Source organism: Janthinobacterium sp. BJB301 (assembly GCF_002735685.1).
Classification (GTDB): Bacteria; Pseudomonadota; Gammaproteobacteria; order Burkholderiales; family Burkholderiaceae_D; genus Janthinobacterium; species Janthinobacterium lividum.
On the sequence record NZ_PDZJ01000001.1, the window covers coordinates 55,291 to 76,521 of the forward strand.

Below are 21,231 nucleotides of genomic sequence, written 5' to 3' on the forward strand. Positions count from 1 at the left end.
TCAAGCTGCCATAGGCAGCTTTTTTGCTTTTACGGCCATATTTTCTTGCCGGCCCGCAGCATTGCCGGGCTTGCCGTGTTTTCCATATTTCCAGCTGGCCATGTTATACAATTGCTGCTTTGCCGCGTTTGCCATTTTGAATGGCCCGGCCATGAGGCTTGCGCCCGCCGCGCAGGATCACCCGCAAAATCGCATGGTAAAATCTCAGCATGTCCTATCAAGTCCTCGCCCGTAAATACCGCCCCAAGAATTTCGAGACGCTCGTCGGCCAGGAGCACGTCGTGCGCGCGCTCACGCATGCCTTGCACAGCGGCCGATTGCATCACGCCTACCTGTTCACGGGCACGCGCGGCGTCGGCAAGACGACCCTGTCGCGCATCCTGGCCAAGTCGCTCAATTGCATCGGCCCCGATGGCACGGGCGGCATCACGGCCCAGCCTTGCGGCGTGTGCGAAGCGTGCACGGCGATCGATGCGGGACGCTTTGTCGACTATATAGAGATGGATGCGGCATCGAACCGTGGCGTCGATGAAATGGCGCAGCTGCTCGAGCAAGCCGTGTATGCGCCAAGCAATGCGCGCTTCAAGGTCTATATGATCGATGAGGTGCACATGCTGACGAACCACGCTTTCAATTCCATGCTGAAAACGCTGGAAGAGCCGCCCGAGCACGTCAAGTTCATCCTGGCCACGACGGACCCGCAAAAGATTCCCGTGACCGTGCTGTCGCGCTGCCTGCAGTTCAACCTCAAGCAGATGCCGCCCGGCCACATCATCAGCCACCTGGACAATATCCTGGGGCAGGAGGGCATCGCCTTCGAACAGCCAGCCTTGCGCCTGCTGGCCCAGGGCGCCCACGGTTCCATGCGCGACGCGCTGTCCCTGACGGACCAGGCCATCGCGTATGCGGCTGGCGAAGTCACGCTGGACGCCGTGCAAGGCATGCTGGGTGCGCTCGACCAGTCGTATCTGGTGCGCCTGCTCGACGCGCTGGCGCAGCAGGATGGCGCCGATCTCCTGGCCGTGGCCGACGAGATGGCCTCGCGCAGCCTGTCCTACAACGGCGCCCTGCAGGACCTGGGCACCTTGTTGCATCGCATTGCGCTGGCGCAAACCGTGCCCGCCGCCTTGCCGCAGGACTTGCCCGAATACGCGGACATCGTGCGCCTGGCTGGCGCGTTTGACGCGGAAGAAGTGCAGCTGTTTTACCAGATCGCCGTGCATGGCCGCAATGAGCTGGGCCTGGCGCCCGATGAATACGCGGGCTTTACCATGACCTTGCTGCGCATGCTGGCCTTTCGGCCCGGCATAGGCGGCGCCGATGGCGTGCCGGCTGCACCGGCCGCTGCCACGGGCAACCGTCCGGCCGCCGTGGTCGCCGCGCGCGCCGCGGCTGGGGCTTCGGCTCCCGCCGCCCGCGCCGCCACGAACAGCGTGGCCAGCCACGCCGCCGTGACACCGCCCGCCGTGGTCGCCGCCGCAGCCGCCAGCATGGCGCGCAGCGAAGCGCCGCCGCCGCCAGCCGCTGCACCGGCGCCGGCACCAACGGCGCCGCCGCCCGCTACGCCGCCAGCGGCTGCTCCTGCTGCGGCTGCCCCGGCAGCATCGGGCGCCCCGATCAGTTCCGCGCGCGCCGCCATCAATGCGGCGCTGGAAGCGGCTCGCGCCGCCTCGAAGGGCCGTCCGGGTAGCGCGCCGTCGGCGCCATCGTCGGCGCCCAAGCCAGCCGCACCGGTACCAGCAGTGGCGCCTGTCGCCGCTGCCCCGGCCGCGCCAGTCCAAGCAGCTCCGCCGCCACCGCCCGCCGCCGCGAAAGCGCCGGCGCCGTGGGACGACGCGCCACCCGTGGCCGTGATGGAAGCACCGGTATCCGTACCGGCGGCGGCACCGGTACGCCAGGCGCCGCCACAGCAGCAGGCGCCCGCCGACGACGACTTGCCGCCGTGGGTCACCGAATTTTCCGACGACAGCGCCTCCGCGGCCGTGTCGGCGCCCGCCGCGCAGAGCAGCGAGCAGCCGGCCGTCATCATGCCGCAGCGTGCCGCCAAGCAAGCCGCCCCCAGCGGACCGTATGTGATCACGCCCGTGCCTGGCCTGGACTGGGATGGCAACTGGCCGGCCGTCGCCGCCGTGCTGCCCCTGCGCGGCATAGCCCAGCAATTGGCCGTGCAGGCCGAGCTGATCGAGTGCCTGCACGACGGTCACAGCACCACGTTCCGCCTGCGCGTGCCGATCGACACGTGGCGCAGTCCGGCCAACGTGGAAAAACTGGCTGCCGTGCTGAGCGAGCGCTTCGGCCGCAAGGTCAATGTCGATACGGAACTGGGCGCTGTCTGGTATACGGCCAGCGCGGAAGCGCAGGCCCACCGCGAGGCGTGCCAGCTGCAAGCGGAAGAAACCATCGCCAGCGATCCCTTCGTGCTCGACATGAAGCGTGCATTCGACGCTTTTGTTGTGCCGGGAACGATTACCCCTGCACCGGCCGGCTCCGCCGCGCCGACCCTGCATTGATGATTAACACACTCACAAACTGAATTGAACGGAGCATTCTCATGATGAAAAATCAACTGGCTGGCCTGATGAAACAGGCGCAAGCAATGCAAGACAACATGAAAAAGGCCCAGGAACAACTGGCGCTGGTGGAAGTGGAAGGCCAGTCCGGTGCCGGCCTCGTCAAAATCGTCATGACGTGCAAGAACGACGTCAAGCGCGTGTCCATCGACCCGTCGCTGCTGGCTGACGACAAGGACATGCTGGAAGACCTGGTGGCCGCCGCCTTCAACGACGCCGTGCGCAAGGCGGAAGCGACGTCTGCGGAAAAAATGGCGGGCTTGACTGGCGGCATGAACTTGCCAGCCGGCTTCAAAATGCCATTCTGATGCAAGACCGCATGCGCTCGATCTATGGCACGGGGCAAGGTTGATCCATGTCCAAGTCGCTTGAATTCCTGACCGAGGCGCTGCGGCGCCTGCCCGGCGTCGGCCCCAAGTCGGCGCAGCGGATGGCGTTTCATTTGTTGCAGCACGATAGGGAAGGCGCGGCCATGCTGTCGCGCGCCCTGTTCCAGGCCGTCGATGCCGTGCATCACTGCGGCCTGTGCAATACGTTTACCGAACACGAAGTATGCGAGACCTGTCTCGACGAAGAGCGCGACAAGCGCTTGCTGTGCGTGGTGGAAACGCCCGCCGACCAGCTGATGATCGAGCAGACGCTCACCTACAAGGGCCTGTATTTCGTCCTCATGGGGCGACTCTCTCCGCTGGACGGCATCGGCCCGAAAGATATCCACCTCGAAAAATTGCTGAACCGCGCCAACGATGGCGTGGTCGGCGAAGTGGTGCTGGCCACCAATTTCACGAATGAAGGCGAAGCGACGGCCCACTACATCAGCGAAATGCTGAAGGCGCGGGGCTTGCGCGTGAGCCGCCTGGCCCGCGGCGTGCCCGTGGGCGGCGAACTGGAATACGTCGACGCGGGCACGATTGCCCGCGCGATGCTCGACCGCAGGGCAACCTGAGCACAACATGACAACATCCTCCGCGACCACTGGTCCACTGCAAGGCATTAAAGTGCTGGAACTGGGCACCCTGATCGCGGGGCCGTTCTGTGCCCGCATGCTGGCCGAATTCGGCGCCGACGTGATCAAGATCGAGTCGCCCGATGGCGGCGACCCCATCCGTACCTGGCGCGTGCTGAAAGACGGCACCTCGCTGTGGTGGTCGGTGCAGGCACGCAACAAGAAAAGCATCACCTTGAACCTGAAGTCGCCCGAGGGCCGCGCCATCGCGCGCCAGCTGGCCCTGGAAGCGGACATCATCATCGAGAACTACCGCCCCGGCGTGCTGGAAAAGTGGGATCTCGGCTACGAGCAGCTCAAGAAAGAGAAACCGTCGCTCATCATGGTGCGCCTGTCCGGTTTTGGCCAGACGGGACCGATGAAGGACTTGCCCGGTTTCGGCGCCATCGGCGAATCCATGGGCGGCTTGCGCTACGTGTCCGGCTTTGCCGACCGCCCGCCCGTGCGCGTGGGCGTGTCGATCGGCGACTCCGTGGCGGCCCTGCACGGCGTGATCGGCGCCATGATGGCCCTGCGCCACCGCGACGTGACGGGTGGGCGCGAGCACGGGGAAGGGCAGATGGTCGACGTGGCCCTGTACGAATCCGTGTTCAACCTGATGGAGTCCTTGGTGCCCGAATACGACCAGGCGGGCGTGGTGCGCGAGCGAACGGGCGGCTCCCTGCCCGGCATCGTACCCTCGAATACCTACACGACGGGCGACGGCGAAAACATCGTCATCGCGGGCAATGGCGACGCCATCTTCAAGCGCTTGATGCTGGCCATGGGCCGCATCGACATGGCGGGCGACCCGCAACTGGCGCGCAACGACGGCCGGGTGGCGCGCACGCAGGAAATCGACGACGCCATCGGCGCCTGGTGCGCCACGCACACGATAGACAGCGCGCTGGCCGTGCTGAAGGCAGCCGACGTACCGGCCGGTAAAATCTACTCGGTGCGCGACATGCTGAGCGACCCGCAATTTCTCGCCCGCGACATGTTTGAACAACACCATTTCGCCGACGGCACGCCCGTGAAATTGCCCGCGATCAGCCCGAAACTGTCCGCCACGCCGGGCAAGACGCAATGGCTGGGGCCGACCCTGGGCCAGCACAACGACGAGGTGCTGGCGTCGCTGGGGTTTGACGCGGCCGCCATCGCGCGGCTCAAGGCGGATGGGGTGGTGTAGGTTTAGCTTGGTAAATCATCTTGACCCCAGGCAAGGGCTGGGGTCGGACCCTCAGGGTCCGACCCCGGATTGTGTCCTTTGGGTTTTATTAAGGAATATCGTGAAGCAGTCGTCCCTCCGCGCCCCCCGTGCGCGTCTGATCCCCGCGCTGGCCATCTCCATCCTCCTCTCCGCCTGCGCCAGCTTCCCCCACGATGCGCCGGTCACGGGCTTGCGCCTGATCGGCGAACAGCGCATCGCCTTGAAATACCCGTTCGAGGGCACGACGGTGGGCGGCTTGTCCGGCCTCGATTACGATGCGGCCAATAACAGCTGGGTGATGGAAAGCGATGACCGCTCGGCAATCAATCCGGCCCGCTTCTACCGCGCCACCTTGGCCTATGACAGCAAGGCGTTTACGGGCGTGACCCTGGCCAGCGTGCATTTCTTCACGCAGCCCGACGGCAGCCGCTATCCGAACCTGGCGCATGCAAAGCTGGAGCAGGGCGACCAGGTGCCCGACATCGAAACCATCCGCGTCGATCCCCAGGACGGCAGCCTGTGGTACGGCAGCGAAGGCAACCGCAAGGTGGGCTTGGACCCCTTCGTGCGGCATGCCGATAGTGGTGGCCACTACCTGGCCACCTTGCCCACGCCGGCCATGTTCAAGGTTGCGAAGGATGAAATCGGTTCGCGCAATAACATGAGCTTTGAAGCGCTGTCGTTTTCGTCGGATGGCAAGAGCCTGTGGCTGGGCATGGAAGCGGCCCTGTACCAGGATGCTCCGCTGGCCACGCCGGACCACGGCTCCGTCGTGCGCATCACGCGCCTGGACCGCGCCGGCACCGTGCTGGGCCAGTACGCGTATCCGATTGAGCCCGTGGCGTCGCGGCCCGCGCCGGGGAAGGAAGCGGACAATGGCGTGTCGGAAATCCTCGCCGTCAACGATCACCAACTGCTGGTGGTGGAGCGGGCCGGCGTGGAACACGCCGACGGCCTCTACACGAATCACGTGCGCATCTACGAGATGGAAACGCAGGGTGCCACCGATATCCAGGCCATCCCGGCGCTGGCGGGCGCCAGCTATGTGCCGGCGCGCAAGCGATTGCTGCTGGACCTGGAAAAGACCGGCCTTGAAAGAGTCGACAATATCGAAGGCATCAGCTGGGGGCTGCGTCTGGAAAACGGCCGCCGCAGCCTGGTGATGATTTCCGACGATAATTTCAACGCCCAGCAAGTCACGCAAATCCTTGCCTTCGAAGTGCTCTAGTTTCCACGCTGGCCAGCTGGCCCCTCTGCCTGGCCAGCATGGCCGTGATCGTGTCGTGCGGCGACGGGTGGCCCAGGAAGTATCCCTGCGCCATGTCGCAGCCGTATTCTTCCAGCATCAGCAGTTGCTCGTCCGTTTCCACGCCCTCGGCCACCACCACCATCTTCAAGCCATGCGCCATGGCGATGATGGCGCGCGTGATGGCCGCGTTTTCCGTATCCTGCGGCAAGCCGGCAATAAAACTCTTGTCGATCTTCAAGGCCCGCACGTCGAAGCGTTTCAGGTAATTCATTGAAGAATATCCCGTGCCGAAGTCGTCGATCGACAGGTACACGCCGATGCCGCGCAATTGCTCCAGGGTTACCATGGTGGCGCGCGCATCGTCCATCAACGTCCCTTCCGTCAATTCCAGTTCCAGCAGGCGCGCGTCGAGGCCCGTGTCGGCCAGGGCCGAGAGCACGATCTGCATCAGGTTTTCATCCTTGAATTGCTTGGCCGACAGGTTCACGGCCATGCGGATGGCGCGTCCGCCGTCGCTTTGCCACGCCTTGGCCTGGTTGCACGCCGTGCGCAGCACCCATTCGCCGATCGGCACGATCAACCCCGTCTCTTCGGCCAGCGGGATGAATTCCGTGGGCGAGATGATGCCCCGTTCGGGATGGCGCCAGCGCACCAGCGCTTCCACGCCGACGATCTGCGTGCTCGGCACGTCGATCTGCGGCTGGTACAGCAGATACAGCTCGTTGTTCTGCAAGGCTTTGCGCAGGCCCACTTCCATCTTGACGTGGCTCATGATTTCCATCGTCAGCGAAGAGCTGTACAGCTTGGCGTTGTTCTTGCCGCAGTTCTTCGCGTGGTACATGGCCGTGTCCGCATATTTGAGCAGCGAGTTGCAGTCCTCGCCATCTTCCGGATACAGCGAGATGCCGATGCTGGCCGTGACGAAAATCTCGTGTCCTTCGATCATGAAGGGCCGGCGCATGGCTTCTTTCACGCGATGCGCCACGTTGAGCGCGTCCTCCACCCGCTCCAGGTCGGGAATCAGGATCGTGAATTCGTCGCCGCCCAGGCGCGCCAGGTTGCTGCCGCCGGAGATGCCGTCGAGTTCATACTCTGCGCGCAGCACCAGGTCGCTGGGGCGGATGGTTTCGCGCAGGCGTTCGGACACCACCTTGAGCAAATGGTCGCCCACGTCGTGTCCCAGGGTGTCGTTGATGCGCTTGAAAGCGTCGAGGTCCATGAACAGCACGGCGAATTTCTTGTCGTGTTCCTTCGAGCGCACCAGTTCGCGCTCCAGCGTTTCCAGGAACGCTTGGCGGTTGGGGATGCCCGTCAGGCTGTCGCAATAGGCGAGGCGGCGGATCTGCTCCTCCGTGCGCTTGCGCTCGCTGATGTCGCGCACCAGGCCCAGCACTTCATCGGCCCCCGTCGCCACCAGGCGCGCCTCGAAATGGCGCGTGCTGTCTTCGTGCGTGAGCGTGTAGTCGACCGAGCCGATATGCTGCGTGGCCAGCACGGCGTGCGCCTGGTCCAGCAGGCGCGCGGCGATTTCGGGCGGCAGCACGTCGCGGATATGGCTGCCCACGCAGTCGCTGAGGGAAAAGCCGGCGCTGGCGTCGTGCCCCTGTTCGTAGTCGAGATAAAAGCCTTCGCGGTTCAGGCGGAAGAAGGTGTCGGGGATGGCGGCCAGCACGGCGCGGTTGTGCGCGTCGGCGATGCGCAGGCGGGCGATGGCGTCGCTGGCGCGCAGCACGTACAGCACGCGGTGGCCGAGGATGGGCCAGTTGATGGGCTTGGAAATGAAATCCGTGGCGCCCACCTCGTAGGCGCGCGTGACGGCTTCCAGTTCGTCGCCGCCCGTGACCATGATGATGGGCACCGTGCCGCCCACTTCCTGGTGGCGGATTTCGCGGCATACGGCAAAGCCGTCCATGGCCGGCATGTCGACGTCGAGCATGACCAGGTCCGGCCCGCTGTGCTTGTAGCTGGCCAGGGCCTGCACGCCGTCTTCGGCCTCGATCACGTCCAGGCCCACCTGCGTGAGCATTTGCCGCATCAGCAAGCGCATCACGGGATCGTCGTCGGCCACCAGCACCAGGCCGCGGGGAGGGGAGAGGGGCGCTGTCATGTCAGTGTTCCTTCACGAGGATGGCTTTCAGCGATTCGCGTACGGCCAGGAAGGCCTGCTGCATTTCTTGCAGCAGGGGAGCTGCGCCCTCGGTGCTGCCGGCGCGGCCCAGTTTTTCCATTTCCTTGCACAGCTGCGCCAGGCCGTCGGCGCCCACGTTGGCGCTGCCCGACTTGAGGCTGTGCGCCACCTTGCGCAGCGCTTCCGCATCCGCGCCGGCAATCGCTTCGCGCATGGCGCTCAATTGGCGCGGCGTCTCGCTGGTAAAGGCGAGGATGACCCGTTCGAGCAGCGCATCGCCATCCGTGCCGGACAGGGCGCGGATGTTTTCCAGCGCCTGCCGGTTCAGCGGCTGGGCCGATGTCGCGGAGGCAGGCGCAGGCGGCGGCACTTCGGGCGGCGCCTCCTGCGGCGTGTGTGCCTGCGGCGCTTCGCTGTGGTGCACGGTGGCCGCGCGCGGCAGGGTGATCCAGCGGGCGATCGTGTGGCCCAGGTCTTGCTGCGTGAACGGTTTGCTCAGGTAATCGTCCATGCCGGCCGCTAGGCATGCTTCGCGGTCGCCCTGCAGCGCATTGGCCGTGATGGCGACGATGGGCAGCACGCGCGCGTGGCCGCACTGCTGTTCGTGGCGGCGGATTTCCGCCGTGGCGGCAAAGCCATCCATCACCGGCATCTGGCAATCCATCAAGATCAAATCGAAATCCTCGGCCTGCGCCGCCTGCAAGGCTTCTTCGCCGTTGCGCGCGCAGACGACGTCCAGGCCCAGGCTGTCGAGCATGGCCAGCGCCACTTCCACGTTGACGGCATTGTCCTCGGCCAGCAGCACGCGGCGGCGCTGGCGCCGGCCCACCTGGCGCGCTGTGTGCGGCGGATGGATGCGCAGGCTGTCGTTGGCGCGTGGCGGCGTGACGATGCAGTCGAACAGGTCGCATTCGCGGGCCGGCTTGATCAGCTGGAAGGCCACGCCCGCCTCGCGCCGCTGCACGGGATCGGCCGCCGCCTGTTCCGTGCTCAGCAGCAGTAATTTGAGGTCGGCCAGCAGCGGATCGCTCTTGATGTTGGCGGCCAGGGCCAGGCCGCTGGTGCGCGGCAATTCCATGTCCAGCAAGGCCACGGCATACGGCGTGCCCGCCTGGGCCGCCGCGCGCAGCTTGCCCAGGCAGTCGCTGGCCGTGCCGGCGCTGTCGCTGACGATGTGCCAGCTGGCCAGTTGCCGCTCCAGCACGGCGCGCGTGGCGGGTGTGTGGTCGACGATCAAGGCGCGTAACCCTCGCGTGGTTTTCAGGTTGAAGGACGGGTCCTCGCTGTCGACCCGCCGCTTATCGAAATTTACTTCGAACCAGAAGATCGAGCCTTGCGTTAAAGCATTATCAACGCCGATAGTGCCGCCCATCAGCTCCACCAGCTGTTTCGAGATCGTCAGCCCCAGGCCCGTGCCGCCGTGCTTGCGCGTGGTCGAACCGTCCGCCTGCGAGAACGATTCGAAGATGCGCGTCTGCGCCTCGTTCGACACGCCGATGCCCGTGTCGTGCACCTCGAAACGCAAGCCCACGCTGGGCGCGTCTTCGCTGCACACGGTCACTTTCACCGTGACCTTGCCCGTTTCCGTGAACTTGATGGCGTTGCCCAGCAGATTGACGATGATCTGGCGCAAACGGTTCGGGTCGCCGCAGATGGCGATGGGGATGTCGTAGGCGATATCGAATTCCAGGCTGATGTTTTTCGCTTCCGCCTGCGGCGCGAACACGTGTTCTATGTCGTCGAGCAATTCGCGGAAATTGAAGCGGATGTATTCCACGCTCAGCTTGCCCGCCTCGATCTTGGAAAAGTCGAGGATGTCGTTGATGATCACCAGCAAATTCTGTCCCGAGCGCTGCACCATGCTCGTGTAGTGGCGCTGCTGCGGGCTCAAAGGGCTGGCCAGCAGCAGTTCCGTCATGCCCAGCACGCCATTCATCGGCGTGCGGATTTCATGGCTCATGGTGGCGAGGAAGGCGCTTTTCGCGTGACTGGCCGCCTCGGCCGCATCCTTGGCCTTTTCCAGCTGCGCCGTGCGCACGCCCACCTGGCGTTCGAGCTGGTCGCGGTAATTGGCCAGGGTGCTGTCGCGGCTGTCGATCTGCGCCAGCATGTCGTTGAAACTGTCGATCAGCACGCCCAGCTCGTCGCTGCGCTGGTGCGCGATGCGGTGACTGTAGGTCTGGCTGCTCGACACTTTTTGCGCTGTATCGATCAGTTTGGTGATGGGTTCGGCGATCACGCTCTTGAAGCGCCGCGCGAGGAACACGGCGATCAGGAAGGACAGCACGGTGGCGCCGCCGATGGCGCTCACGTGGCGGCCGATGTCGCGCCACATGTGGTTCAGGTCCGCCTCGATCAGCACGGCGCCGATGATCTGTTGCGGCTCGCCTGGCCGGTAGACGGGACGGTACAGGCGCATGCCGGGCGCCAGGGTCGTGCCCGAGCCTTGCGTGACGGGCTGCACGGCCATGTCGGCCAGCAAGGCCGGGTCCATGTCTTCCGGCGCCGGCAGGCCGTCCGCATGCTGCGGCGCGCGGTACAGGGCGAACAAACGCCCGCCCTTGTCGAACAGGGCCGCCTGGGCTACCTCGTCGCGCGCGGACAAGGCCGCCAGCACCTGTTCCGCCTGCCCCTGCGCCGATTTACCCACCAGCAAAGGCACCGCGCCGGCCGCACCGATCACGCCCGCCAGCGACAGCAATTGCTTGCCTTCATCGTTCTTGTGGCTGAGCACGGACGTCAGCGCAAACGCCACGAACACCAGCAGCAGCGCGCAGCCCGATGACAGTACCGAAATCATGGTCAGCTTCTGGCTGATGCTGGAGCGTTGGAAATTGAACATGAGTCGCTGCTTCCCCGGTCGCCCGTTGACTGTTATTTAATTCCTATTGGAAAAATATAGACGCGAAGACACACCCAGATGTTGATGTGGGTCTAAGGGAAGAGAGGGGAGGGGAACTTACTGAAGATGAAACAACGGAGGGTGGGGTCGGACCCTGTGGGTCTGACCCCAGTATTTGCTTTTGGGGCTTATGAAATCAAACCCGGTGAAAAGCTGGGGTCAGACCCGAAGGGTCTGACCCCGCTACTAACAACAACCTCCGCGTTTGCCGGCGCCGCCGTAGCGGGCTTCCTGCCGTTCGCGGAAGAACTCTTCATACGTCATCATCGGCTCGTCGGGATGGGTGACTTCCCGGTGGGCCACGTAGGTGTCGTACTCGGGCAAGCCGCACATCAGCCGCATGCTTTGCCCCAGATACCGTCCAGCCTTGATGATTTCGTCTATCATCATTGCACCGTGGGCATGGCCTGGAACGGCGTTTCCTTGGTGCTCGGACGGCTGTCGGCGCGCGCCTTCATGATGGTGCGGATGCCGAAGAACAGCACGCTGACGACGACGATGACGAAGAAGGCGGCCAGGCCGGCGTCCAGGTAATCGTTGAAGATGATCTGTTGCATCTGCGCCACCGACTTGGCCGGCGCCAGCAGGGTGCCTTCATCGAGTGCCGCCGAATATTTCTTGGCATGCGCGAGGAAGCCGACGCGCGGGTTGGCGTCGAAAATCTTTTGCCAGCCCGCCGTCAGGGTGCACAGCAGCAGCCAGATCGTCGGCGTGATGGTGACCCAAGCATACTGGCCACGCTTCATCTTGAACAGCACGCAAGTGCCGAGGATCAGCGCGATGGCCGCCAGCATCTGGTTGGCGATGCCGAACAACGGCCACAGGGTATTGATGCCGCCCAGCGGATCGACCACGCCCTGGTACAGGAAGTAGCCCCAGGCCGCCACGCACAGGCCCGTGGCCAGCAGGTTGGCGATGACGTTTTCCGTCTGTTTCAAAGCTGGCACGAAGCTGCCCAGCAAGTCTTGCAGCATGAAGCGGCCGGCACGCGTGCCTGCATCGACGGCCGTCAGGATGAACAGCGCTTCGAACAGGATGGCGAAGTGGTACCAGAAGGCCATCATGGCCTTGCCGCCGATGGCGCCGGACAGAATCTGCGCCATGCCGACGGCCAGGGTCGGTGCGCCGCCGGCGCGCGAAATGATGCTGTGCTCGCCAACGTCCTTGGCCGTCTGCGTCAGCATTTCCGGCGTCACATAGAAGCCCCACTGCGAGATCGCCTGTGCGGCGGACTCGGCTGTTGTACCGATCAGGGCGGCCGGGCTGTTCATGGCGAAATAGATGCCCGGCTCGATGGTCGATGCTGCCACCAGGGCCATGATGGCCACAAACGATTCCATCAGCATGGCGCCATAGCCGATGAAGCGGGCGTGGCTTTCGTTTTCAATCATCTTCGGCGTGGTGCCCGAGGAAATCAGCGCGTGGAAGCCGGAGACGGCGCCGCAGGCGATCGTGATGAACAGGAAGGGGAACAGATTGCCCGACCAGACAGGGCCGGAGCCGTCGATGAACTTGGTCATGGCCGGCATTTTCAGGTAAGGCGCGACGACGATGATGCCGATGGCCAGGCCCAGGATGGTGCCGATTTTGAGAAAAGTAGACAGGTAGTCGCGCGGCGCCAGCAGCAGCCACACGGGCAGCACGGAAGCGATGAAGCCGTAGCCGATCAGCATCCACGTCAGTTCCGTGCCCGTGAACGTGAACATCGGGCCCAGCACGGCGTGTTCCTGCACGTACTGGCCGCCGATGATGGCCAGCATCAGCAAGACAAAACCGATGATGGAAATTTCTCCGATGCGGCCCACGCGGATGAAGCGCGAATACACGCCCATGAACAGCGCGATGGGGATCGTTGCCATCACGGTGAAGCTGCCCCATGGGGAACCGGTCAGCGCCTTGACGACGATCAATGCCAGTACGGCCAGGATGATGACCATGATCATGAAGCAGCCCAGGAGTGCAATCATGCCGGGAATTTCGCCCAGTTCAGCCTTGATCAGGTCGCCCAGCGAGCGGCCATCGCGGCGCATGGAAATGAACAGCACGATGAAATCCTGCACGGCGCCCGCAAACACCACGCCCGCCAAGATCCACAGCATGCCGGGCAGATAGCCCATCTGCGCGGCCAGCACGGGGCCGACCAGGGGGCCGGCGCCGGCGATCGCCGCGAAATGGTGGCCGAACAACACATATTTATTCGTCGGCACGTGATCGAGGCCATCGTTGTGCTTGAAGGCCGGCGTCATGCGGCGCGCGTCCAGGCCCAGCACCTTGTCGGCGATGAACAGGCTGTAGAAACGGTAGGCGATCAGATACACGCAGACGGCGGCGATGACGATCCAGATCGCGCTGATCGGTTCGCCACGTTGCAGGGCGACGACGCCCAGGGACCCGGCGCCTGCCAGCGCAAGCGCTGCCCAGCCCAGTTGTTTGAAAATGCGGTTCATGCTTCCTCCAGAGATTGACGGGCGCTGTGCCGTGCGATGATGTGTGCTGCCGAGCCTGGTCGTCGCCAGTTTGGGTGTGAATTGGGTGTTTGCAGCTTATGGCGAGTATTCAGGAATCGTATAATTGCCGCAAGCGCACGACTACGCAGTAACGCTCAGTATTACTACGCAGACCGATCGCCGTGCCGCGACGTAAAATCACGCATTCCCACCAGCATCGACGCCGCCGGAGCGCCAGGCCATGAAACTCAGACAGAAAGTCATCTTCCTGGCCATCACGCCGCTGATCCTCGCCCTGTGCGCCATCGCATTTGCCGTGCGGCACCAGGCCATCACCCTGGCCGAGCAGCAGCGCGCCACCATCCAGCAGGCGTATTTGGCCAGCAAGGAAGCTGAACTCAAGCATTACGTGACCCTGGCCAGCCATTCCATCGCTTCCCTGTACCAGTCGGGGCGCAAGGATGAGGCCACGCAAGAGGAGGCCAAGCGCATCCTGTCCGCCCTCAGCTATGGCGACGACGGCTATTTCTTCATCTATGATTTGCAGGGCAAGTCGCTGATGCATCCGCGCCAGCCCGAACTGGTGGGGCAGAATCTGTGGCAATTGCGCGACGCCGAGGGCAATCTGACCATCCAGCGCCTGATGCAGCGGGCGAAGAGCGGCGGCGGTTTCGAGCGCTACAACTGGATCAAGCCGTCGACGAACAAGTCCGCCCCCAAGCTCGGCTATGTGATCTTGATGCCGGAATGGGGCTGGATGATGGGCACCGGCATTTATATGGATGACGTGGACCAGGCGCTGGCCAAGGTTGACGCCCAGCAGTCGCGCAATATCCGCTCCACCATGGAACTGATCGCCGCCATCGCCATCCTCGGCTCCCTGCTGGTGGCCGCCTGCGGCCTCGTGCTGAACCTGCGCGAATTGCGGGTGGCCGACGCCAAGCTGAAAGTGCTGGCGCAGCGCGTGGTGGAATCGCAGGAAGAAGAGCGGGCGCGGCTGTCGCGCGACTTGCATGACGGCATCAGCCAGTGGCTGGTGTCCATCAAGCTGCAGATCGAGGCGGGCATCGCGCGCCTGGCCGGCAATCCAGAACAGAAAGAAAAGGCGCCCGCCACCTTCGAGCGGGCCGCCGAGCAACTCAACAAGGTGCTGGGCGAAGTGCGGCGCATTTCGCACAACCTGCGCCCGGCCATCCTCGACGACCTGGGCCTGGCCGCCGCGCTCGACCACCTCGTGCATGAATTTAACGACAGCAGCAGCGCGCAAGCCAGTTTCACGGCCAGCCCGGCGGCGGCGGGCGAGGGCTTGCCCGACATGGTCAATACCGTATTGTTCCGCATCGCCCAGGAAGCGCTGACCAATTGCGAGCGCCATGCCCACGCCCGCGGCGTGGAAGTGAGCTTGCACGAGGCGGGCAAGGCCGTGGAATTGCGCATCCAGGATAATGGCGGCGGCTTCGACTTCGACGGCATCGCCCTGCATCCGCAGCGCGGCATCGGCCTGCGCAATATGACGGAACGTATGGAAGCCATCGGCGGCAGCCTGCACATCACCTCGTCTGCGGCCGGTACCCTGGTGCTGGCGCGGCTCGCCCTCCCACCCTCACACTGATAAATACACATGACCGAGAAGATCAACATCCTGCTGGTGGACGACCACCCCCTCGTACGCGACGGCTTGCGCGCGCGCCTGGAAGCGGTTGCGCATTTCGACGTGGTGGCCGAGGCGGGCGGCGCCGACGAGGCGTTGCTTCAGGCGCGCGCACATCAGGTGGATCTCGTGTTGATGGATATCAATATGCGCGGCATCAACGGCATCGAAGCGACGGCGCTGTTCAAGCAGGCGTTTCCGCAGATTGCCGTGCTGATCCTGTCCATGCACGACAAGCTCGAATATGTGTCGCAAGCCATCGCCGCCGGGGCGCGAGGCTATGTACTCAAAGATGCTCCTGGGAAAGATATCGTCTTCGCCATCGAGACGGTGATGTCCGGCGGCATCTATTACAGCGCGGCCCTGGCGCGGCAACTGTCGCGCCCGCAAGTGCACGATTCCTTCCTCACCACGCGCGAGCAGCAAGTGCTGCAGCACATCGCGGCGGGCCAGTCGAACAAGCAGATCGCCCGCGACCTGGACCTGAGCGTGCGCACGGTGGAGACGCACCGGCTGAACATCAAGCGCAAGCTGGGCATCGAAGGGCAGGCCGAATTGATCAAATATGCGGTCGAGCACGCGCATGGCGGCAGCGCCTGAGAATGCGCGCGCCGTGCCGTGTTTTTGTCAAACCCGCATGGCAGGCGGGTCTCGCGGGGGAATGCTCTTTTTGAATATTTATTGCCAAAATTAAACTGTTTCATGGGTGAGATTCGGATAGAATGATTCTCGCTGTCGAAATGGCATCCCTGTCGGGCCAGGGTTGCCAATGCTGGTCAGTTTATTTACTATGGCGCCCTACCCACACTGAGATACCGATGTCAGCGTCTGAATCAAACCTGTTTCCGTTGGTGGGATTACAAGCAGTTGCCAATGCTCATAACGAGTGGGTCGCTGTCACCTTGCATGTACCGCAGGCCTCGACGGCGCCGCTGCTGGCGGCGCTGGCCGCTGCCGATGCGTATGCCTTCCTGGCGCCGCTCGACTGCATCATTCCCCTGGCCGATCCGCATGGCGTGGACGAGGCCGTGTTGGCGCAACTGGCGCCGCAACGCACCATCTTCCGTTTGCCGGCCCATCTTGCCGGCGATAAGCAGATCCAGAAAAAATGCCAGCAATGGCGCGACGCCGGCTACCGCCTCATCCTCGATGGCGCCGATGCCGGTCCCGTGGCGGCGGCGCAAGTCGACGCGCGCGCGCTGAGCTTTGACGCGTCCGGCGCGCGCCCGGCCCTGCACCAGTTGCTGCCCTTGGCGGGGCCGCACCTGGCCTACAACATCGCCGACGCGGGGCAGTTTGCTGCCTTGCAAGAACTCGGCGTGAGCTGGTTTGCCGGCGACTACGCCCTGCATCATGCGCGCCAGCAAAGCGAGCCGGAAGACGCCACGTCGCGGCGCCGCCTGCTGGCGCTGCTGGGCTTGCTGGCCCGCGATGCCGACGCGCACGAGCTGGAAGTGCCGCTCAAGCAAGATCCGTCGCTCAGCTATCATTTATTGAAACTGGTCAACTCAGCTGCCTTCGGCTTCACGGCGCCGATTACCAGCTTCAGCCAGGCCATCACCCTGCTGGGCCGGCGCCAGCTGCAGCGCTGGCTGCAACTGCTGCTGTATGCGCGGCAACAGGACGATGGCAAGATCCACGCGCTGCTGCCGCTGGCGGCCGTGCGCGCGGCGCAGATGGAAGCGCTGTGCCAGCTGCGCGGCGGCGACCGCGACGCGCAGGACCTGGCCTTCATGGCGGGCGTGTTTTCGCTGCTCGACGTCCTGCTGGGCATGCCGATGCAGGAGATCATCGCCACTCTGAATCTGGCGCCGGAAGTGAGCACCGCCTTGCTCGAACGCAATGGCGAACTGGGCACCTTGCTGGCGCTGGTCGAAAGCGCCGCGCCGCCGCCCGAGGGCTTGCGCCGCGCCGGCATCGATGGAGAAACCTATTGGCGCAGCCTGCTGCAGGCCTACCAATGGGCCATCCAGGTCAGCCGGAATCTCTAGCATGACCCTGTTTCCGGTGTCGGATTTCCTCGGTGACAGCGCCGCCCTGTGCGACGCCGTCGTGCGTTTGCGCGGCCCTGCGCTGGTGGCCGAGCTGGGCCGTATCGCCAGCGCCGTGATGGCCAGCCCGCATGGCCGGTTCCTGCCTGCGGCCAACATGGACGCCGTTGCGCCGGCCGCGCTGTTTCCCGACGATACGCCCGCCTTGCTGCAGGAAATCAGTTTCGACGGCCACTGCTTCGGCCATTACAGCGTGGCGGGGCGCCCGCTGTATAACGACGCTGACCGCCGCCACCTGGCCAGCTTGGCATCGTTGACGGCCGGCGTCTTGCAAGTGCATTCGCTGGCGCAACGTTCGACCCATGCTTACGCGCAAGTCGAAGCCTTGCTGGCGCAGCAGACGCAAATCCTCGACCAGTTGCACGAATCCGTGCTGACGATGGACTTGACGGGCTACATCACCAGCTGGAACAAGGGCGCCGAGCGCCTGTTCGGCTACACCTCGGTGGAAGCCGTGGGGCGCAACATCCTGTTCCTGTACGACGACGAAGACACGGGTTTCCACGACGCCTTCCTGGAGCAGGGAGGGCGCCTGATGGAGGTGCGCCGCCGGAAGAAGTCGGGCGAGATCTTCTGGGCCAGCCTGTCCTTGTCGCCGCTGCAAGACCTGGACGACAAGCCCATCGGACTCATCGCCTATCTGACGGACATCACGGAGCGCAAGCTGGCCGAAGAGCGCCTGCACCACTTGGCCTATTACGACCCCCTGACCAGCCTGCCTAACCGTACCTTGCTGGCCAAGCTGGTCGACCAGGCCCTCAGCGTGGCGCAGCGCAGCAAGATGCTCGGCTGCGTGCTGTTCATCGACTTGAACCGTTTTAAACTGATCAACGATACCCTGGGCCGGCGCATCGGCGACGAATTGCTGCGGCAAGTCTCGCTGCGTTTCCGCCACGCCTTGCGCGACCAGGACCTGGTGGCGCGCCTGGGCGGCGACGAGTTCGCCGTCGGCCTGTTCGACATCGGCCAGCATTTCGAGGCCAGCATGGTGGCGCAAAAGCTGCTGGCCTCGCTGGTGGAACCGTTTTTGATCGAAGGCCACGACTTGCGCGTGGGCGCCAGCATCGGCATCAGCGTGTATCCGCAAGACGGGCAGGACGCGGAAACCCTGCTGCGCCTGGCCGATATCGCCATGTACCGGGCCAAGCAGGACAGCGGCGGCGAAGCGGAAAGCGTGGCCTTCTACAGCCAGGACATGAACCTGGGCATGCAGGCGCGCATGCGCCTGGAAACAGGCTTGCGCCAGGCCCTGTCTGAGCAGCAACTGCTGCTGCATTACCAGCCAAAGTATGCCTTGGCCAGCGGGCGCATCATCGGCGCCGAAGCCCTGGTGCGCTGGCACCACCCGCAGCACGGCATGATCCCGCCCGCCGAGTTTATTCCTTTGGCCGAATCGACGGGGCTGGTGGTGCAAGTGGGCGAATGGGTGCTGGAAGCGGCCTGCGCCCAGGCGCAAGCGTGGAAACTGGCCGGCCTGCCGCCGATCCGCCTGGCCGTCAACGTGTCCGCCCGCGAATTCACGGCAGCCCTGCCCGCCAGGGTGGCCGCGACCCTGGCCCGCTACGGCCTGGAGGCGGCCTGGCTGGAGCTGGAAATCACGGAAAGCACCCTGATGCACAACATCGAGAGGGTCATCGGCATCATGGACCGCATCACGGCGCTGGGCGTGGCCCTGTCGCTGGACGATTTCGGCACTGGTTACTCAAGTTTGTCCTACCTCAAGCGTTTCCCCATCGACACATTAAAGATCGACCGCTCGTTCACCACCGGCATTCCGACAGATGCCAGCGACTGCGCCATCGCCAGCACCATCATCAGCATCGCCCAGCAGCTGCACCATAAAGTCATCGCGGAAGGCGTGGAAACGGCGGAGCAGCTGGCCTTCCTGAAGAGTTCTGGCTGCGACGAAGTGCAGGGCTACCTGTTCTCGCGGCCGTTGCCGGCGGGGGAGTTCGAGAAGGCGCTGCGGAAAAACTGGGGCGTTTAGGCTTCCCGTTGGCGTACCGGCGCAAATATGGAACCCATAGGCGAAGGGCCGGGGTCAGACACGCCGGGTCTGACCCCGGAGGTTGCTGTGAGGTTTAAATACGCGCCACTGACTACTCGCCATTGGTAAGCCACGGACCTTTATGTATAATGCTGCCATCTGGAAGCGTGGCCGAGTGGTTGAAGGCACTAGTCTTGAAAACTAGCGACGGGTTAAACTGTTCGTGAGTTCGAATCTCACCGCTTCCGCCAAGAAATAAAGAAACCGCCTTCGGGCGGTTTTTTATTGCCTAGCGAAAGCGAGCAGGGCGCCTTCGCGCCCTGCGTGTGAGATTCGAAGGGCTGGGCCTACCGGCCCAGCCCGCCCCGAATCCTCCACTTGCTGCCGCTGCGCGGGAGCCCCGCGCGCCGTGGGCGCGCGTTTGTGGTTCTAATTAGGTTTTCGACTGAGCCAGCTTTTGCAGCACCCAACGCATCCGTCCGTGTCTGAACGCCGGCCTGACCCTCGCGTCGCTGCTATGGCAATGGCCTGAAACGGTGTCATTGTGCGCTGGCGGAACTATGCCGTAATCCTACCGTGCATGTTTAACGATGGTCGCCGGCGCCGCACCAACCGCTGTTCGTGCGGTGGGCTGTTTTTTATTAATACATTCCCGTAGCGAACGTGAATGACACCGATATAGCAATTCCACTATTCATCCCCGTGGATGCGAATTCATAAGATGAATTTTTTTCCAATGGAAATAAAGGCATCAGAATCGCAACAGAGCTATCAGTAATAAGCCGGTTTGGGTCGTTCTCTTTGTTGAGTAATTGCAATGGGATATCGAGATTGGTTCCTGTTTTGCGCAATACATAGCCACTCAACACCAAAATATTTCCATCTCGTACTTTCACATAGATTGGATGGCCGATTGGATTATCTAATAGACGACGGCCGGCAATAGGTGAAGGGATTTCATCTGTATATGATTTTGAAAGAACACCAGTGGTACCTTCGCATGGGTACGTCAGAACATTATCTGCGTTAATTTGTTGGAGAGTACGGCTTGCTGTCGATCCGATATTGATGACAACGCGCCTCCAATATGTATCCGTAACGCCAAAGCCGATGCCTACATCACGCTGGCCCTGTAGTATGCCATTTCCGTGGTAGGGGGCTGTAAAAAAGTCCATTACGGCGGATTGGCCATAAGATGAGCCGTACGATTGGTATGCAGAATACGGAAATAGTTCAGTTAGCACTTCCGCGCCCGATGTCGCTACATATCCAGCATTTGTAAGCCGATCATTTAACGTTGTACCTGTAAAACCATTAGGGTACCCTACCTGATTCTGGTAGTGACTCACCAAATGATTCACTGATAAATAGCTCGCATGTCCTTGCGCGGCAACATCGAGCTTCGAATCTTGTTGCAATAATCCAAACCCGCATGCCAAACGTTGGGCATTCAGATAATCGTATGCGTACCGCTGCTCAGTTCCTACTGCGTAAGTTGCGAGAAGTACTTCAGTCTGAATTGTTGAGTCCACTGCCGGCGGGATGACCGGAGGAGTAACTGGTGGGTTGATTGGTGGGGTGACTGGAGGAGTGACTGGTGGGGTAATTGGCGGAGTTACTCCAATTTCAGTATTTTTCTCTGTATCACCACCACCACCACCACCACCGCAAGCGATCAACAAAGTTGCAACTGCAGCAGCCAAGACACGCGATTGAATTGTTTTCATTTATTCCTGCTAACGTTTTAGTTGTATCTAAAATACTTGCGGACTTCACTGATGCAGGGATATAACGATCAGGGATGAGGAACTCCGCAAAAAATGGCAGAATCTTAACATGTTTTAATTTCCTCATGGAAATTTAATTTTCAATTAATAATGCCGTCCGTACATCATAACGAGATGTGCGAATATGCGGTATGTTGTTAAAATATTCATTGCTTCAGGAGGAATCTTGAATGCTCAAAAATATGCCATTTATTGCATTTTTGATCGGATATGGAGCGCAAGTCCGTATGGATGGTTAGTGGCTTGAGGCCGGTGTCTGTAGCA

The 21,231-nt window shown here is 62.7% G+C and carries 15 protein-coding genes and 1 tRNA gene; 10 read left to right on the forward strand and 6 right to left on the reverse strand.

The window, feature by feature from the left end:
• Positions 1-153: a hypothetical protein gene (locus CSQ91_RS28820; protein ID WP_180278305.1), complete on the reverse strand. Its 153-nt coding sequence runs from the start codon at positions 151-153 to the stop codon at positions 1-3.
• Positions 154-209: 56 nt separating this feature from the next.
• On the opposite strand from CSQ91_RS28820, the gene dnaX reads away from it, so the two are divergent.
• The 5 genes from dnaX (at position 210) to CSQ91_RS00310 (ending at position 5,993) form a co-directional block, all read left to right on the forward strand.
• Complete coding sequence (gene dnaX / locus CSQ91_RS00290) at positions 210-2,510, forward strand: DNA polymerase III subunit gamma/tau (RefSeq protein ID WP_099387069.1); 2,301 nt, start codon at positions 210-212, stop codon at positions 2,508-2,510.
• Positions 2,511-2,551: 41 nt separating this feature from the next.
• Positions 2,552-2,878 carry a YbaB/EbfC family nucleoid-associated protein gene (locus CSQ91_RS00295; RefSeq protein ID WP_034759121.1) on the forward strand — a complete coding sequence of 109 codons (327 nt, stop codon included), beginning with the start codon at positions 2,552-2,554 and terminating at the stop codon, positions 2,876-2,878.
• A 47-nt stretch (positions 2,879-2,925) separates the two neighbouring features.
• A complete protein-coding gene (gene recR, locus CSQ91_RS00300; RefSeq protein WP_034786598.1) occupies positions 2,926-3,516 on the forward strand; it encodes a recombination mediator RecR in 591 nt (196 codons plus the stop codon).
• A gap of 7 nt (positions 3,517-3,523) precedes the next feature.
• Positions 3,524-4,744 (forward strand): CaiB/BaiF CoA transferase family protein, encoded by a 1,221-nt coding sequence (locus CSQ91_RS00305; RefSeq protein ID WP_099387070.1) that lies wholly within the window; start codon positions 3,524-3,526, stop codon positions 4,742-4,744.
• 100 nt (positions 4,745-4,844) lie between these two features.
• A complete protein-coding gene (locus CSQ91_RS00310) occupies positions 4,845-5,993 on the forward strand; it encodes an esterase-like activity of phytase family protein (RefSeq protein WP_099387071.1) in 1,149 nt (382 codons plus the stop codon).
• On the opposite strand, the gene CSQ91_RS00315 is transcribed toward CSQ91_RS00310, so the two are convergent.
• The 4 genes from CSQ91_RS00315 to CSQ91_RS00330 form a co-directional block, all read right to left on the reverse strand.
• Complete coding sequence (locus CSQ91_RS00315; RefSeq protein ID WP_034786602.1) at positions 5,962-8,121, reverse strand: putative bifunctional diguanylate cyclase/phosphodiesterase; 2,160 nt, start codon at positions 8,119-8,121, stop codon at positions 5,962-5,964. The two genes, CSQ91_RS00310 and CSQ91_RS00315, sit on opposite strands and share 32 nt — an antisense overlap.
• 1 nt (position 8,122) lies before the next feature.
• Positions 8,123-10,984 carry a hybrid sensor histidine kinase/response regulator gene (locus tag CSQ91_RS00320; RefSeq protein ID WP_099387072.1) on the reverse strand — a complete coding sequence of 954 codons (2,862 nt, stop codon included), beginning with the start codon at positions 10,982-10,984 and terminating at the stop codon, positions 8,123-8,125.
• A 246-nt stretch (positions 10,985-11,230) separates the two neighbouring features.
• Positions 11,231-11,431, reverse strand: a complete 201-nt coding sequence (locus CSQ91_RS00325; RefSeq protein ID WP_099388506.1) for a YbdD/YjiX family protein — start codon at positions 11,429-11,431, stop codon at positions 11,231-11,233.
• The gene (locus CSQ91_RS00330; protein WP_070255258.1) at positions 11,431-13,491 is read right to left on the reverse strand and encodes a carbon starvation CstA family protein; all 2,061 of its coding nucleotides are present in this window, start codon (positions 13,489-13,491) and stop codon (positions 11,431-11,433) included. Before CSQ91_RS00330 ends, CSQ91_RS00325 begins: the two co-directional genes overlap by 1 nt.
• 241 nt (positions 13,492-13,732) lie before the next feature.
• Here CSQ91_RS00330 and CSQ91_RS00335 point away from each other — a divergent pair, with 241 nt between their 5' ends.
• The 5 genes from CSQ91_RS00335 (at position 13,733) to CSQ91_RS00355 (ending at position 19,431) form a co-directional block, all read left to right on the forward strand.
• Positions 13,733-15,103 (forward strand): cache domain-containing protein, encoded by a 1,371-nt coding sequence (locus CSQ91_RS00335; protein WP_099387073.1) that lies wholly within the window; start codon positions 13,733-13,735, stop codon positions 15,101-15,103.
• A 9-nt stretch (positions 15,104-15,112) separates the two neighbouring features.
• Positions 15,113-15,742 (forward strand): response regulator transcription factor, encoded by a 630-nt coding sequence (locus CSQ91_RS00340; RefSeq protein WP_070278050.1) that lies wholly within the window; start codon positions 15,113-15,115, stop codon positions 15,740-15,742.
• 302 nt (positions 15,743-16,044) lie between these two features.
• Positions 16,045-17,133, forward strand: coding sequence for an EAL and HDOD domain-containing protein (locus tag CSQ91_RS00345; RefSeq protein WP_306508421.1), 1,089 nt, complete (start codon positions 16,045-16,047; stop codon positions 17,131-17,133).
• 1 nt (position 17,134) lies between these two features.
• A complete protein-coding gene (locus tag CSQ91_RS00350) occupies positions 17,135-19,180 on the forward strand; it encodes a putative bifunctional diguanylate cyclase/phosphodiesterase (RefSeq protein ID WP_099387075.1) in 2,046 nt (681 codons plus the stop codon).
• A 161-nt stretch (positions 19,181-19,341) separates the two neighbouring features.
• Positions 19,342-19,431, forward strand: a tRNA-Ser gene (locus CSQ91_RS00355).
• A 390-nt stretch (positions 19,432-19,821) separates the two neighbouring features.
• On the opposite strand, the gene CSQ91_RS28450 is transcribed toward CSQ91_RS00355, so the two are convergent.
• The gene (locus tag CSQ91_RS28450; RefSeq protein ID WP_143450907.1) at positions 19,822-20,907 is read right to left on the reverse strand and encodes a CAP domain-containing protein; all 1,086 of its coding nucleotides are present in this window, start codon (positions 20,905-20,907) and stop codon (positions 19,822-19,824) included.
• Positions 20,908-21,231 lie beyond the last annotated feature (324 nt).